Genomic DNA, 14,818 nt, shown 5'->3' on the forward strand with positions numbered 1-14,818 from the left:
CAAGGGTTACAAGCTGATCCTGGTGGTTCCGGACAAGATGGCGCGCGAGAAGGTCCTGAACCTGCGGGCACTGGGCGCCGATGTGCGGATCACGCGGTCGGATGTCGGCAAGGGCCATCCCGAATATTACCAGGATCTGGCCCACGAAATCACCGCCGGTCTGGACAACGCCTTCTACGTCAACCAGTTCGGCAACGAGGCCAACCCGCTGTCGCACGAGACCACGACGGCGCCGGAGATCTGGCGGCAGATGGAGGGACAGGTCGATGCTATCGTGTGCGGCGTCGGTTCGGGCGGCACGCTGACAGGGCTGGGGCGCTTCTTCAAGCGCGTGTCGCCGGAAACGGAAATGGTGCTGGCCGATCCGGAAGGCTCGGTCCTGGCGCACTACGTCAAGACCGGCGAACTCGAGGAGGCCGGCTCCTGGGCGGTCGAGGGCATCGGCGAGGATTTCATACCGCCGGTCGCCGACATGTCGCTGGTTACGTCGGCCTATACCATCCCGGACCGCGAAAGCTTCGAGACGGCGCGCGACCTGCTGGTGCTGGAAGGCATCCTGGCCGGATCGTCCTCCGGCACGCTGGTATCGGCGGCCCTGCGCTACTGCCGGGACCAGACGGTGCCGAAGCGGGTGATCACCTTCATCTGCGACAGCGGCAATAAGTACCTGTCCAAGATGTTCAACGACTTTTGGCTGCTGGAACAGGGCTTCACCGACCGGCCGCATTACGGCGATGTCCGCGATCTGGTGACGCGGCGCTACGACAGGGGCGGCACGATTTCGGTAGGTCCCGACGACACGCTGCGGACCGCCTATAGCCGCATGAGGGCTGCCGATATCTCGCAGCTGCCGGTGATCGAGGACGGCAAGCTGGTCGGACTGGTGGACGAGAGCGACCTGCTCCGGGATATCTCGGGACATGGCGGGCCGAAGGCGTTCCAGCGGAATGTCCGTGACGCCATGACCGGCTCGCTCCAGACATTGGACGCGCGCTCGCCGATCGACGCGCTGTTCCCGATCTTCGCGGCGGACCGGGTCGCCATCATCACGGAGAACGACCGTTTCATCGGGCTGGTGACGCGGGTCGACATGATCAACCACTTCCGCCTGGGGCAATGATGACAGTGAATTCCGCGAACCGGCTGGCTTTTTCGACCCGCGTCATTCATGCCGGGCAATCCCCCGATCCATCGACCGGGGCGGTCATGATGCCGATCTACGCCACCTCGACCTTCGTTCAGGAAAGCCCCGGCGTCCACAAAGGGTACGAATACGCGCGCAGCCAGAATCCGACCCGCATGGCGTTCGAGCGCTGCATCGCCGATCTGGAAAGCGGCACGGCGGGCTTCGCCTTCGCTTCGGGGCTGGCCGGGATTTCGACGCTGCTGGAGACGCTGGATGCCGGCGCCCATGTGGTGGCGTCCGACGATCTCTACGGCGGCAGCTTCCGCCTGTTCGAGCGGGTGCGGAAGCGCTCGGCGGGGCTTCGAATAGACTATGTCGATCTGGCTGATATGGATGCCTTGGCTGCGGCGGTGACGCCGGAGACCAAGCTGATCTGGATAGAGACTCCGACCAACCCGATGCTGAAGCTGAGCGACCTGGAAGCCATCGCTCGGTTCGCCAGGGAGCGCGGTATCTGGACGGTCGCGGACAACACCTTCGCCAGCCCCTGGGTGCAGCGGCCGATCGAGTTGGGCATCGACGCGGTCGTCCACAGCACGACCAAGTACTTGAACGGCCACTCCGACATGGTCGGCGGGACGGTCGTGGTAGGCGAGAACGCCGAGCTGCGCGACCAGATGAAGTTCCTCCAGAACGCGGTCGGAGCGATCAGCGGACCGTTCGACAGCTTCCTGGCTTTGCGCGGGCTGAAGACGCTGGCACTGAGGATGGAGCGCCACTGCGGCAACGCACTGGAACTGTCGCGCTGGCTGGAAACCCGGCCGGAGGTCAAGCGGGTGATCTATCCGGGGTTGGAGAGCCATCCGCAGCACGAGTTGGCACGCCGGCAGATGCACGGCTTCGGTGGTATCGTGACCGTCGAGCTGAACGCCGGGTTGGCGGAAACCAAGCGGATGCTGGAGCGGACGCAGTTGTTCGCGCTGGCCGAGAGCTTGGGGGGAGTGGAAAGCCTGATCGAGCATCCCGCGATCATGACCCATGCGACCATTCCGCCGGAACAGCGGCAAGCACTGGGCATCAGCGACGGGTTGATCCGGTTGTCGGTCGGGGTGGAGGACGTATCGGACCTGCGGGCGGATTTGGAAACCGCCCTGAAGGCGGTTTCCGCAGCTTGATCCGGCTTTAGCTGTCGCCGGGCTTGCGCGGCTTCAGGTTGGGGTCGGCATCGGAGGCTGGCCCCTGCTTGCTGCCCGTGCCGCCCGATGTCGTGGTGTCCTTCTTGCCGCCCTCTCCGCCGCCCTGCGGAATGGTATTGTCGCCCTTCAGGCGCTCCTGATCCTTCGCGGCGGCCTGTGCTTCGTCGGTCATGTGTCGATTCCTGAGGCAAATGTCTGGTTGTCTACGCTCAACAATTGGGAGCGGAGTTTATGCGGTTGAGGCACTGCCTTTCCCTCTTGCTGTACGAAAGCGCTTTGTATTACGATATGATAGTTTCGTAATACGGAGATTGCTGTGGCTCTCCCGGTACAGTCGGTTCGGGCTGCTCCTGAACATCGTGATATTCTTCAGTCGATTGCCGAACTTCTGAAAGAAGGGAAGGAAGAGACTGTCCGTAGTCTGCTCAAGGGCCTTGGATCTAAGCCCGTGGGGCCATTTCGCGACGAGGCGGCGGCGATGGCGTTCCTGCGGGACAGGCTGGTGGCGAAGCTGCGACCGCGCATGATCTGGCTGTTCGGCAGCAGGGCACGTGGCGACTGCCGGGAGGATAGCGATTTCGATTTACTGGTCGTTCTACCCGACGGACTTCCTGAAAAAGCCTATAGCAGTTTCTCGGTGGCCGAGCCTCTTGTTGCCTGCGGCTTGGGCTATGATGTCGTACCTTGTTCCTGGTCCGATTTTCTGACTGAACGCGATGAAGCTGGCAGTCTGGTAAACCGCGCGACCCGAGAGGGACGTATCCTTTACCAGGACCGTGCGCTCGCAAGGGCGCGGGACGCCTCGTCAAGATGACCGCCGAGAGAAAGGTCGTCTCTTTTATCAAGATAGCGCGAGAGGATTTGGTCGTCGCAACCAAGTTGATGGATCAGCACCCAAGGCATTGCGCCTTCAACATCGAGCAAGCGGCAGAAAAACTGCTGAAGGCAGTGTTAACCGTAGAAGGCATTCATTTTCCTTCAAGCCACCATCAACTGGGTACGCTGGCTCAACTTCTCCCACCAGACCATGTCTGGCGTGCTGATTTGATGGCATTCGACGAGTTCACCAGTTATGCCACCCAATTCCGGTATCCGACGCCGGGCGGTGGTATGCCGTTCGAACCGGAGGATGCCGACCTCGATCGCGGTCTGAAAGAGGTCCTGGCTTTGGTCGATGAGATCGCCGACTGGTGCCGAGAGAGGCAGGATGACCAGCGCGCCGCTCGCAATCGCCGCTAAACGCAGACGTCATAACTTGTGCGGCCCAAGCCGGATGGAACCGGGGCGGCGGGTGGCGGACCAGCGGTATTGGGGGTCGTTTTCGATCAGGCCGGCGTGGTCGCTGAGGCGGTTGCGTTCCAGCCAGCCGACGGCGGCTTCCAGTTCGGACAGGTGCATTTCGGCGCGGCTCTTGCCGAGCACCCGTTTCAGGATCGCGTTGTAGGCGTGGTAGCCGGAGTTGCGGCGGATCAGGTGGGCGTCCTCGTCCTCGATCACCTGGGCGGCGACCATCTGGCCGATCCGCTGGCGCAGGCGGTGCTCGGCGACGGAGGGCGGGTCGAACAGGGGCAGGGTGCCGGAGCTGGCATTGGCCGCTGCCGTTATGCCGAAATCGGGGCCGGGTGCGACGACGTCGAAGCGGAGAGCCGTGGCGTTGCTGTGCAGGGGGGTGATGGCCGGAGGGCGGTTGTGCTCGATCTCCTCCAGCGGCAGACTGTGCTGGGCGCGGCGGCGGACGATGCGGGCCTTGGTGCCCTGTTCGGTCTCGATGTCGTGGCGGAAGGCGCGGAACATCGGGTCGTCGGGGTGGTAGACCAGTGCCGACTGCCCCTCATAGTCGCCGGCATGGGGATCGACGCGGGTCGCCCTGGCGATCATCTGTTCCAGCCAGGGGCGGGAGCGGATATGGGTCAGGCAGGCGATGTGGGAGATTTCCGGGCAGTCCATCCCCTCATAGGCCATCGACACCGTCACCAGGATTGCCGGAAAAGGGCGCATGCGGAACTCGGCGATGGCTTGCTGGGCGTCGGCAACGTCGCTCATGGCTGCCCGCACCATCAGTTGCTTGAGGTCGTCGGGGAAAGGCTTGCGCAAATGCTCGACATAGCGCCACGCGGTCGCCTGATCGGGCGCCACCACCAGAAGCTTGCCGAGACCCCGGACATCGTCGCCGGGCCGGGCGCCGATGGCCTTGCGGCGGGCGGTGCGGTGATCGCGGCAGGCGTTGTAGGCGACGCGGAGCATGGCGTCGGCGAATTCCGTCCGCAGGACGGTGAACAGGGCGTCGTGGGCCAACTCTCCGGCCTGGCTCAGGCTTTCGACGCTGCGCTCCTGCGACAGCGGATCGCGCCATTCGGCATCGCCGTCGAGCGCCCCGAACGTCACCGGCAGGACCGCCCGTTCGGCCAGCGCCTGACGGCGGCTGTAGCCGACGATCGCCCAGTTGTCGGCGGTGAAGTCGATTTCGCGGACACGCCGCATGCCCTGCGGCTTCCTGTAGGGCAACCACAGGATCGCCTTGCCATCGGTCCGCTGCAACGTGCCTGACATCAGCAGGCGTACCGCGGACAGTTCCAGCAGCGGCACGATGGTCCGGCTCCAGGCGGTCTCGTCGGCCGCCGTGGTCAGCGTGTCGAGGTCGGAGAGGGCGGGCAGGTGGTGAAGCTCGTCGATCGCGATCAGGTACTTGTGCCGCTGGAACTCGGCCAAATGAAGCTCCGGTGCTGCGGCCACGGCCTGATAGGTCGTCACGTAGCCTTGCAGGCCCCGGCACGGATCGGGTGCATTTTCCGCAGCCCGGACGGTCAGGTTATGGCCCAGGGCGGTACGCCAGTGCGGATCGATGAAAGCCTCTTCCGCCTGAAGGCGCAGGCTGTCGCGCGGCACGATCCAGCAGACGCGTTCGGCTACGCCGGACTGGATCAGGCGGGCGGCGGCGATCACGGGGAGAAGGCTTTTGCCGCCGCCGGGAGTGACTGCGGCGAGGATGTCGCGCACGTCGGTTTCGCGCCGGGCGATAGCGCCAACGATGTTGTTGACCATCTCCTGATGTCGGCGGAAGGGCCGTGTCATGCGCTCCGTGCGGGACCGGTTGAGCGGGAGGAAGTTGGGGAGGAAGTCGGCAAGGATGAAATCTGGTGAGGGAAACGCCGGAGTTTCGGTAACGTTCCATGAACATAGTATGATCCTGGGTTGCGGTATACTACCTTTTGTTGGTAACCGCCGTGTAGTAGGACGCTTGGCGCGGCTGCCGCACGGAGGGCTGTCCGGCACATCGGCCAGCGGGAAGTGTTGCAGAGGGGCGGTATCGCGCCGAAACTTCAGAAAGCTTCATGGACTCTTACATCGTTCTCCTGACCGGGCTTGGCGTGGTCATCCTGGCCATCGCATGGCTTCCCATGCTGCTGCGCAATGCTCCGCTGTCGCTGCCGATCTTTTGCGTCATGCTCGGGTTCGGGCTTTTCATGGTGCCGGGGACGGGGCCGGACCCGAACTTCCTGGTGCAGTCGAGCTTCGTCGAGCGCATTACCGAGCTTGTGGTGATCATCGCGCTGCTGGGAGCGGGGCTGAAGCTGGACCGGCCGATGGGATTGAAGGAGTGGCGGACTACCTGGCTGTTGCTGGGTGTCACCATGCCTCTGTCGATCCTGGGCATCACCTTTTTAAGCATGTGGATACTGGGACTTTCCCTTCCGGCTGCGATCCTGCTCGGTGCCGTCCTGGCGCCGACCGATCCGGTGCTGGCGGCGGACATCCAGGTCGGACCGCCCCGCTCGGGCGGCGAGGACGAGGTGCGGTTCAGCCTGACCTCGGAAGCCGGCCTGAACGACGGGCTGGCGTTTCCCTTCACGAATTTCGCCATCGCGATGGCGGCCAGCACCGCTACCGTGGGCGCGGGTGCGGCGAACTGGCTGACGCCCGACTGGTGGATGGCGGAGTGGCTGGCGGTCGATGTCGTCTGGAAACTGGCTGCAGGTCTGGTCGTGGGCTGGATCGTCGGCAGAGTACTGGGGTGGCTCGCGTTCCGTCTGCCCGCCGAGACGCGGATCGCCGATACGCGCGAGGGACTGGCGGCGCTCGGGATAACGCTGGTCTCCTATGGCGTAACCGAGTTGGTCCACGGCTACGGATTTCTGGCGGTATTCGTCGCGGCGGTGACGCTGCGCCATACCGAGCGGTCGCATGACTTCCATGAAAGCCTGCACACGTTTTCGGAGCAGATCGAGAAACTGCTGATGATGGTCGTGCTGGTCCTGTTCGGCGGCGCCATCGCCGGCGGACTGCTGTCGGCGCTGACATGGGAGGCGATGCTCGCCGGTCTGGCCTTCGTGTTCCTGGTGCGGCCAGTGGCAGGGCTGATCGCGCTGACGGGATCGGGCTTGCCGATGTCGGAGCGCTTCGTGATCGGCTTGTTCGGTATCCGGGGGATCGGATCGTTCTATTACCTGGCCTACGCAGTCAACCACACGGCGCTGGCGGAGAAGGAGATCCTGTGGGCCGTGACCGGCTTCGTGGTGATGTGCTCGATCCTGATCCACGGCATGACGGTGACGCCGGTCATGAACCGGCTTGATGCGTGGTGGCGGCAGAAAGACCCGAAACGGTTCAAAGGCGGGGCGAAGCCGCACGGCGCTTCAGTCCGCAGTCCTCTGCACGAGCAAGGGAAGGGACCGAGCGGTGAGCCGGAGCCGGAACCGGATCGAAAGCGAGAGCCCGAGAACTGCGGCGCCGGCAGATCATCATAGCCGCAAACGCAGGGTGAGTTTCCGCAGGCGCCCGTGAATCCGCCGCGCCTCATCGGCGCGGCGGTTGCCGTTTCAATGTGCCAGCAGGACCGGCAGCATCATCCGTTCGATCATGTGACGGGTGACGCCGCCCAGCATCAGTTCGCGCAGGCGGGAGTGGCCGTAGCCGCCCATGACGATCAGATCGGCCCCGGCCGATTTGGCTTCGGCAAGGATCAGGTCGGTGATGGCGCTGCCGCCGCTCTGCACTTGTGCGATCCGGGCTGCCACTTCGTGACGGCCGAGATGCGCCACGATGCCGGCGCCGGGGGTCTGGCCGAAGCGGGGACCCAGCTTGTTGGCGTCCACGATCAGGACGACGACTTCCTCCGCAAGGCGAAGCAGGGGCATGCTGTCGTGAACCGCGCGGGCCGCCTCGCGCGAGCCGTCCCATGCGATCATGACCCGTTCGGGCGGTAGCTTGACGGCGCCGGCCTGGGGGATGACCAGGGCCGGACGGCCTGTGTCCATGAAAGCGGCTTCGACCAGCAGCGTCTCGTCGGCGCCGCCGGCCTCCGGGTTGGGCTCGCCCACGACGATCAGGTCGGCATTGCGGGCGTTGCGGGCGAAGAGCGCCGGCAGGCGGTCGAGAGAACCGGATTCGACCCGCGTCTCCAGGGAGATTCCACGATGCTGGGCGGCTTCGCGGGCCTGGGCGAAGACCTGTTCGGCCTCCGCTTCCGCGTGACGAAGGTGCTCCTTCAGGATGTCGGCCGGCAGGTGATAGCCGGCCATGGAGCGCATGAACGGTTCCGCGATCAGGTGAAGGGCCGTGACATGGGCGCCGAAACGCTCGCCAAGGTCCAGCGCGGCGTCAAGGCGTGTCGCCGTTGCCGGGGACTGATCGACGTGAACCAGAAGATCCTTGATCGACATCGGTTGCTCCATCGGGAAAGGGGCGGGCGGTGGATGAGCCTGTGGGGGCTACTCGCTGAAGGCTTCCTCGCGCTTCGAGCGGACCGAGGGCAGGACGACGACCAGCAGCAGTGCGGCCGCTACCGTCAGCAGGCCGAGACTGAGGGGATGCGTGATGAAGACCATCGGGCTGCCCCGGCTGAGCAGCATGGCGCGGCGCAGGTTCTCTTCCAGCATGGGACCCAGGACGAAGCCGAGCAGCAGGGGCGCCGGCTCGAAGTCCAGCTTGATCAGCGTGTAGCCGACTACGCCGAACAGGGCCATGATGAAGACGTCGAACACGCTGTTGTTGACGCTGAAGCCGCCAATGCAGCAGAACGCGATGATGGCCGGGAAAAGCAGGTGGTACGGGATCGTCAGCATCCGGACCCACAGTCCGATCAGCGGCAGGTTGAGCAGCACCAGCATGAGGTTGCCGATCCACATCGACACGATCATGCCCCAGAACAGCTCCGGTTCGTCGGTGACGACGTTGGGACCGGGCGTGATGCCCTGGATGATCATCGCGCCGATCATCAAGGCCATGACGGGGTTCGACGGGATGCCCAGCGTCAGCATCGGGATGAAGGATGTCTGCGCACCGGCATTGTTGGCCGATTCAGGCGCCGCGACGCCTTCGATCGCTCCCTTGCCGAACTGCGCCCTGTTGGGCGAGATCTTCTTTTCCATCGTATAGGCGGCGAACGACGCCAGCATGGCGCCGCCGCCGGGCAGGATGCCGAGGACCGATCCCAGGCCGGTACCCCGCAGGACAGGGCCGATGATCCGCTTGAAGTCGGATTTGGACAGCATCAGGCCGCTGACGTGCTTGACCATGACGCTGCGGCTGTGCTCGTGTTCCAGGTTGCGCAGGATCTCGCCCAAGCCGAAGACGCCCATGCTCAGCGCCACGAAGTTGAGCCCGTCGGCCAATTCCGGCATGTCGAAGGTAAAGCGTTGCGTACCCGTCTCGACATCGCTGCCCACAAGACCCAGCAGCAATCCTAGCACGATCATCGTGAAGGCCTTGAGCAGCGAGCCGCTGGCGAGCGCCACGGAGGCCACGAGGCCGAGGACCATCAGCGAGAAGTATTCCGCCGGACCGAACTTGAGCGCCACTTCCGCCAGCGGCGGCGCCGCGAGAACGAGCAGGAAGGTCGCGACCGTTCCGGCGAAGAACGAACCAAGGGCTGCGGTGGCGAGCGCCGGGCCGGCACGGCCCTGTTTGGCCATCTGATAGCCGTCGATCGCTGTCACGACGCTCGAACTCTCGCCCGGCAGGTTGATCAGGATCGCCGTGGTCGAGCCGCCGTACTGCGCGCCGTAATAGATGCCGGCCAGCATGATCAGGGCGGAAACCGGCGGCAGGCCGAAGGTGATCGGCAGCAGCATCGCGATGGTGGCGACGGGGCCGAGCCCCGGCAGCACGCCGACCGCCGTGCCGAGCAGCACGCCGATGAAACAGTAGAGAAGATTGTAGGGACTGAACGCCGTTGCGAAGCCGATCCCGAGATCGCCGAGCAATTCCATTGTAGGGATCTCCTATCGGGTCGCGACGGTGCGGGTGGCGTCGGAGGAGGGTGCTGCTTCTTCCACGGGTACCGTGACGGAAGAGGTCGTTTCCGGCGGCGACCAGTAGGAAGCCGACAGCCAGGGGCCGGTCAACGGCAGCGGCAGTCCCAGCAGCTTGATGAAGAGGAAGGCGCAGAAGGCCGCGAGGCCGAGAGCCAGCGGTACCGAGGCGCGCAACGTCGCGTAGCGGCTTGCCCAGGCGGTCGCGAGGACCGTGATCGCCAGGACGGGTGCCAGCCCAAGACCGCGCAGGGTGAAGCCGAACAACACAGTGGCGCCGATGATCAGGACCAGCCCCTTCCAGGGCAACCCGCCGAATCCGCTGTCCGTCGCCGGCTTGCGGATCGCCAGGACCGTGATCAGCATTCCGAGGCCGATCATCAGGACGCTGAGCACCGTCGGGAAATAGCCCGGACCCATCCGGAAGGAACTGCCGCGTTCCAACTCCAGGCCGTTCAGCAGGAAGCCGGCGCCGATAGCCATCACGACCACCCCGCTGACGACGTCCCTCGGCTTCTCCATCATTGCAGCCATGGCTTTTTGCCTCCCCCGTACCTTTTGATCATTCGATCCGGTACTTGTCTGTCGTTCTTGGACTTTTCCGTTGGAAAGTTCCCGAGGGGGAGGGGCCGCCGTAAGACAGCACCTCCCCCTCGGGAACCGATCCAACCCAGCAGTTAAACCGAATCGTCAGTCGGCGTAAACCCCCGCGGATTCGATCACCGGCTTCCACTTGGCGATTTCATCGGCGAGGTACTTGTCGAGCGCTGCCGGAGTGGCTGCTTCCTGCGAGACCGGCTCGGCCCCGAGGTCGGCCAGCCGGGCAATCACTTTCTCATCCTTCAGCGCGCCCTGGAGGGCGGCGGCCAGCTTGTCGACGACCGCCTTCGGCGTACCCTTGGGCGCATAGAGGCCGTGCCACGCCACCACTTCGAAGCTCTTGACGCCCGATTCGTCCATGGTCGGCAGGTTCGGCAGGGTCTTGAGGCGTTCCTTGGTGGTCACGGCATAGGCCTTGACCTTGCCAGTATTGATGTGGCCGGTCGTGTTGGTGGTCTGGTCGCACAGCAGGTCGACCTGACCGCCGAGGATGTCGGTCATCGCCGGACCGGTGCCCTTGTAGGGAACGGTGGTCATCTGCACGCCGAGCGCCGACTGAAGCAGCATGCCGCAGAGGTGAGACACTGCGCCGACACCGGCATTGGCCAGCGTGATGTCCTGCTTCTTCGTCTTGATGGTCTCGATCAGCTCCTTGATCGAGGCGGCCGGGAAATCGGCGCGGGAGATGATGGTCATCGGCACGTCGGTGATCAGCCCGATGCCGGCGAAGTCCTTGGCCGGGCTGTAGGACAGCTTGCGGTACAGCGAGGCGCTGGTTGCCTGACCGATGTGGTGCAGCAGGAGCGTGTAGCCGTCCGGATCGGCGGTCGCCACCCGCCGGGCGCCAAGGGTGCCGCCGGCGCCGCCGACGTTCTCGATGATGACCTGCTGTCCCAGCGACCGCGTCATCGGTTCGGCCACCAGACGGGCCACGGTGTCGGTTGGGCCGCCGGCGGTGAACGGCACGATGACGGTGATCGGACGGGTCGGATAGTCGGATTGAGCGGCGGCCGTGCCGGCGAAGAGGGCAAGGGCCGCAGCGATCAGGGTCAATCTACGCATTCGTGTTTGAGCCTCCCAGCTCATCTGGGTGTGGCGCTCCTGGGCCTTGGAGGCTGGGCGCCACTTTGCTTGCTTGGGGTTGGAGTTGAGGGAGGGGTGGATGGATCGGGACGCTTCAGTCGATGCGAGCGCCGGAGGCCGCCACCACGGGCGCCCATTTGGCAAGCTCGTCCTTGACGTGGGTCGCCAGTTCCTCGGGTGTCGAGCCGACCACGGTGGCGCTGAGGTCGGCCAGCTTGGCGGAAACCTCGGGGTCCTTCAGGGCAGCGAGCGACGCCGCGTTAAGCTTGTCGATCACAGCCTTGGGCGTGCCGGCCGGGGCGAAGAAGGCGTTCCAGCTATAGGTCTCATAGCCGGGCAGCGTTTCCGCGATGGTCGGCAGATCAGGGATCGACGGCGCCCGCTCCTTGGTCGTGACCGCAAGGCCGCGCAGCTTGCCGCCCCGGATCTGTTCCAGCGACGGCGGCAGGTTATCGAACATGATCGGCACGTGGCCCGCGATCACGTCCACGAGTGCGGGACCGGCGCCCTTGTAGGGGACGTGGACCATGTCTACTCCGGCCATGCTCTTGAACAACTCGCCGGACAGGTGCAGCGGGGTGCCGTTGCCGGAGGACGCGTAGCTGTATTCGCCCGGCTTGGCCTTCAGAAGCTCGATCAGCTCCTTGACGTTCTTGGCGGGGAAATCGTTGGACACCACCAGCACGTTGGGGATCAGCGCCAGCAGGGAGATCGGCGCGAAGTCCTTGACCGCGTCGTAGGGCATCTTCTTCTGAAGGGCAGGGTTGAGCGCATGGGTCGCGACGGTGCCCATCAGGATGGTGTAGCCGTCGGGCTCCGCGCGGGCGACGGCCGCCGAGCCGAGGTTGCCGCCGGCGCCTCCCCTGTTCTCGACGACGATCTGCTGACCGAGCACGCTAGTCATCCTGGAGGCGACCAGCCGCGCAACGAGATCGGTCGAACCGCCGGCGGGGAACGGCACCACGAGAGTGACGGGGCGGCTGGGATAAGCGCTCTGTGCCGCTGCCGGGGTAGCGGTGGCAAGGCCGGTCATCGCCCCCAATGCCAGCGCTCCAAGACCGGCGCCGAGGCCCAGGACGGTGCGGCGAGATAAGGCGGTCCAAGGGCTTGGCGTGGAACGCGGATGTTTCATGTTGTCTCCTCCTGCCTATTCTTGCTCGTTGCGGATTTGATTATCACGTTCCTCGTTACAAGGAAGGATGAATACGGCTGCACATCCGATCCAATGGGTCTCCGCCCGGTGTAACTCCCTTTACCGCAACTGAGCGTAATCTATCAGCTTTGAAGAAAGTTTGCTTGCGGAACATCGAAGGTGCGTTTGCAGGCGGGGGTAGGCGAGCTGGCGCGGATAAGCGGTGTTCAAGCAGATGGGAGCGGCGGCACATGCCGCCGATTGAGCGAACCGTTCGTTCCTGCTAAGTATTCAATTCGACACTGTCACCGATTTTCGATGAAAGAACGACTGCCCGGTTTTGAGCCGGGCGGTCCTGGCGGCGCTGCTGTCGGCTCAGGCGCGGCGGTCGTAGAGCACTCGCGCCCGCAACGTGCCGTCGATGGCGCGAATGTCGGCGAGGATCTCCTGGTCGTCCACTTCACCGTCGACGTCGAACACGACGTAGCCGATTTCCGGATCGGTCTGGAGGTACTGGGCCGCCATGTTGAGCCCGCGCGAGGAGAACACTTCGTTGAGCTTGCGCAGGATGCCTGGGACGTTGGCGTGGATATGCAGGAAGCGGACCCCGCTTTCGCGCACGGGAAGCTGCACTTCGGGGAAGTTGACGGCACCCATGGTCGAACCGTTGTCGGAATACTCGATCAGCTTGCGCGCGACCTCGTTGCCGATATTGGCTTGCGCTTCCATGGTCGATCCGCCGATATGCGGCGTCAGGATCACGTTGGGCAGGTTGCGCAAGGGGCTGACGAACTCGTCGGCATCGCCGGCCGGCTCCTCCGGGAAGACGTCGATCGCGGCGCCGAGCACGTGGCGCGACTTGAGGGCGGCGGCAAGGGCGTCGATGTCTATGATGCTGCCGCGCGCGGCGTTGATCAGGTAGCTGCCCTTCTTCATCGCCTTGAGTTGTTCAGTCCCGATCATGTTGCGGGTCTGGGCGGTGTCCGGCACGTGCAGGCTGACCACGTCCGACAAGGTCAGCAACTCGTCCAGGGTGCGGCAGGACTGGGCGTTGCCGAGCGCCAGCTTCTTCTGCACGTCGAAGAAGCGCACCCGCATGCCGAGCGCTTCGGCGATGACGGAAAGCTGCGTTCCGATATGGCCGTAGCCGACGATCCCCAGCACCTTGCCGCGGATCTCGTAGCTATCCTTGGCCGACTTCATCCAGCCGCCCTCGTGGACGATGCGCGACTTGTCCCAGATCCCCCGCATCAGCATGATGATCTCGCCCATCACCAGTTCCGCGACGCTGCGGGTATTGCTGTGCGGCGCGTTGAACACCGGGATACCCAGCCGGCGCGCCACGGGCAGGTTCACCTGATTGGTGCCGATGCAGAAGCACCCGATGGCCATCAGTTTATCCGCTTCGCGCAGCACCTTTTCCGTAAGCTGCGAGCGCGAGCGGATGCCCAGCATATGGACGCCGGCCAGTTGTTCGATCAGGTCACGTTCGTCCAGCGCCTTGGGCAGCCGGGTGACGTTGGTATAGCCGTGGTCGGCCAGATCGGCGACGGCGTTATCGTGAATCCCCTCGAGCAGAAGGATCGAGATCTTTTCCTTGGGGAACGACAATTTCGGCATTTCGAACTTCCATACGATGGACTGGCGCCCTGTGTATCGGTCTTGAACCGGGATACGGGGCGGAGCGAGAGCGCGTCATTCTGCTTATTTTCCCGTCGTAATCAAATGTTGGTTGGCTGCTGCGACCTCACGGCATAGCGGGACGGATGGGAAACGATCCGTGTTAGAAACGATTTGTAGAGGATCGCCGATTTACCTTCGGATTCAAGGAGACGTACCGCCTTGAACTTGGCCGCTCTGGGTGTCGAGAACGACATGATCAGGATAGAAATCACTCTGAGCACCAACCGGCTCAATGCGGACCGGGACTGGAACGACCGGTTCGATCCGCAGGACTACGCGGTAAAGCTCGCGGACCATCTACGGCCCAAGCTTGAGGATGTCGATGTCCGGACGACGGACTTGGGGTACGACCACGATATCGACATCATAGTGCCGGAGAAGTGCGCGGCACATCTCGACATGACCGACATGCTGGCCCGCCGCATCGTGGAAGCGGTGAAGGCGTTCCACGACAGGGCGCCCGACCATGTCCTGCGCCTGCCTCCCCGCCGGTTTTCCCTGGCCGGCTGAAAAGCAACGGCCGGCGGCGGGCAATGCCCGCCGCCGGCCCGATGATCGCCGCTCCCGTCAGGAAAAGAAGTGCTTGTAGGCGGGTTCGCGCGGAACTTCCCATTCCATTTCGAAGCCGACGACCTGCTTGGCCCAGGTCTTCTGGCTGTCGATCACCTTCGCGAAGAACGGGTCGGCGGACAGCTTGGCGACCACATTGTCCCAAGCCTTCAACTGGGCCTGAAGGACGGCTTCCGGC

The 14,818-nt window shown here is 64.2% G+C and carries 14 protein-coding genes and 1 pseudogene; 6 read left to right on the forward strand and 9 right to left on the reverse strand.

Annotated features, from left to right (window positions below):
* Both AC5JJ6_RS18880 and AC5JJ6_RS18885 read left to right on the forward strand, forming a co-directional pair.
* Positions 1–1,120: pyridoxal-phosphate dependent enzyme (locus AC5JJ6_RS18880; protein WP_496043532.1), on the forward strand; the 1,120-nt coding region annotated here is incomplete at its 5' end.
* Entirely contained in the window at positions 1,120–2,301 is a 1,182-nt protein-coding gene (locus AC5JJ6_RS18885; protein WP_496043533.1) for a trans-sulfuration enzyme family protein, read from the forward strand. The genes AC5JJ6_RS18880 and AC5JJ6_RS18885, both read left to right, overlap by 1 nt.
* A 7-nt stretch (positions 2,302–2,308) precedes the next feature.
* On the opposite strand, the gene AC5JJ6_RS18890 is transcribed toward AC5JJ6_RS18885, so the two are convergent.
* Positions 2,309–2,494 (reverse strand): hypothetical protein, encoded by a 186-nt coding sequence (locus AC5JJ6_RS18890; protein ID WP_496043534.1) that lies wholly within the window; start codon positions 2,492–2,494, stop codon positions 2,309–2,311.
* Positions 2,495–2,638: 144 nt separating this feature from the next.
* Between AC5JJ6_RS18890 and AC5JJ6_RS18895 the strand changes: the two genes are divergently transcribed.
* A complete protein-coding gene (locus AC5JJ6_RS18895; RefSeq protein WP_496043535.1) occupies positions 2,639–3,136 on the forward strand; it encodes a nucleotidyltransferase family protein in 498 nt (165 codons plus the stop codon).
* Positions 3,133–3,561, forward strand: coding sequence for a HEPN domain-containing protein (locus AC5JJ6_RS18900; protein ID WP_496043536.1), 429 nt, complete (start codon positions 3,133–3,135; stop codon positions 3,559–3,561). The genes AC5JJ6_RS18895 and AC5JJ6_RS18900 overlap by 4 nt, the downstream gene beginning before the upstream one ends.
* A gap of 9 nt (positions 3,562–3,570) precedes the next feature.
* Here the strand turns inward: AC5JJ6_RS18900 and AC5JJ6_RS18905 are convergent, their stop codons facing one another.
* Positions 3,571–5,394 (reverse strand): DEAD/DEAH box helicase, encoded by a 1,824-nt coding sequence (locus AC5JJ6_RS18905; protein ID WP_496043537.1) that lies wholly within the window; start codon positions 5,392–5,394, stop codon positions 3,571–3,573.
* Positions 5,395–5,654: 260 nt separating this feature from the next.
* Between AC5JJ6_RS18905 and AC5JJ6_RS18910 the strand changes: the two genes are divergently transcribed.
* Positions 5,655–7,067, forward strand: a complete 1,413-nt coding sequence (locus tag AC5JJ6_RS18910; protein WP_496043538.1) for a cation:proton antiporter — start codon at positions 5,655–5,657, stop codon at positions 7,065–7,067.
* A 72-nt stretch (positions 7,068–7,139) separates the two neighbouring features.
* Here AC5JJ6_RS18910 and AC5JJ6_RS18915 read toward each other — a convergent pair whose 3' ends face one another.
* The 6 genes from AC5JJ6_RS18915 to serA all read right to left on the reverse strand — a co-directional run bounded on the left by AC5JJ6_RS18915 (position 7,140) and on the right by serA (position 14,007).
* Entirely contained in the window at positions 7,140–7,982 is an 843-nt protein-coding gene (locus AC5JJ6_RS18915) for a universal stress protein (protein WP_496043539.1), read from the reverse strand.
* Positions 7,983–8,030: 48 nt separating this feature from the next.
* On the reverse strand, positions 8,031–9,530 hold the full coding sequence (locus tag AC5JJ6_RS18920; RefSeq protein ID WP_496043540.1) for a tripartite tricarboxylate transporter permease: 1,500 nt from the start codon (positions 9,528–9,530) through the stop codon (positions 8,031–8,033).
* A 12-nt stretch (positions 9,531–9,542) separates the two neighbouring features.
* Positions 9,543–10,106: a tripartite tricarboxylate transporter TctB family protein gene (locus AC5JJ6_RS18925; protein WP_496043541.1), complete on the reverse strand. Its 564-nt coding sequence runs from the start codon at positions 10,104–10,106 to the stop codon at positions 9,543–9,545.
* A gap of 156 nt (positions 10,107–10,262) precedes the next feature.
* Positions 10,263–11,234 (reverse strand): tripartite tricarboxylate transporter substrate binding protein BugD, encoded by a 972-nt coding sequence (locus tag AC5JJ6_RS18930; RefSeq protein WP_496043542.1) that lies wholly within the window; start codon positions 11,232–11,234, stop codon positions 10,263–10,265.
* A gap of 115 nt (positions 11,235–11,349) precedes the next feature.
* The gene (locus AC5JJ6_RS18935) at positions 11,350–12,387 is read right to left on the reverse strand and encodes a Bug family tripartite tricarboxylate transporter substrate binding protein (protein ID WP_496043543.1); all 1,038 of its coding nucleotides are present in this window, start codon (positions 12,385–12,387) and stop codon (positions 11,350–11,352) included.
* A gap of 375 nt (positions 12,388–12,762) precedes the next feature.
* A complete protein-coding gene (serA, locus tag AC5JJ6_RS18940) occupies positions 12,763–14,007 on the reverse strand; it encodes a phosphoglycerate dehydrogenase (protein ID WP_496043544.1) in 1,245 nt (414 codons plus the stop codon).
* 222 nt (positions 14,008–14,229) lie between these two features.
* Between serA and AC5JJ6_RS18945 the strand changes: the two genes are divergently transcribed.
* Positions 14,230–14,580 carry a hypothetical protein gene (locus AC5JJ6_RS18945; protein ID WP_496043545.1) on the forward strand — a complete coding sequence of 117 codons (351 nt, stop codon included), beginning with the start codon at positions 14,230–14,232 and terminating at the stop codon, positions 14,578–14,580.
* 57 nt (positions 14,581–14,637) lie between these two features.
* Here the strand turns inward: AC5JJ6_RS18945 and AC5JJ6_RS18950 are convergent.
* Positions 14,638–14,818: pseudogene (locus AC5JJ6_RS18950) on the reverse strand (C4-dicarboxylate ABC transporter); the annotation flags it as partial.

This window comes from Skermanella sp. (assembly GCF_059503625.1).